General features: G+C 59.6%; 1 protein-coding gene. It reads left to right on the forward strand.

Annotation, left to right across the window (positions count from 1 at the left end; translation table 11 throughout):
- Positions 1–250: MetQ/NlpA family ABC transporter substrate-binding protein (locus tag SB753_RS39750; RefSeq protein WP_410805505.1), on the forward strand; the 250-nt coding region annotated here is incomplete at both ends.

Consider the following 250-nt stretch of genomic DNA (forward strand, 5'->3'; position numbering starts at 1 on the left):
CGAAGCACTTCCATTTCAAGGAAGTCGACGCCGCGCAACTGCCGCGCACGCTCGACGACTTCGACGCCACCACCGTCAACGCGGACTACGCGATCAAGGCCGGCCTCAATCCGGCAAAGGACACGATCCTCGTTGAGAACGGCTCAAGCGTCTACGCATGTCTGATCGCCGTGCGAGAGCAGGATGCGAACAAGCCTTGGGTGCAGCAGCTGGTTTCCGCCTATCAGTCGCCTGAAGTCAAGCAGTTCAT

The organism is Paraburkholderia sp. SIMBA_053 (assembly GCF_046534895.1).
Taxonomy (GTDB): domain Bacteria; phylum Pseudomonadota; class Gammaproteobacteria; order Burkholderiales; family Burkholderiaceae; genus Paraburkholderia; species Paraburkholderia caledonica.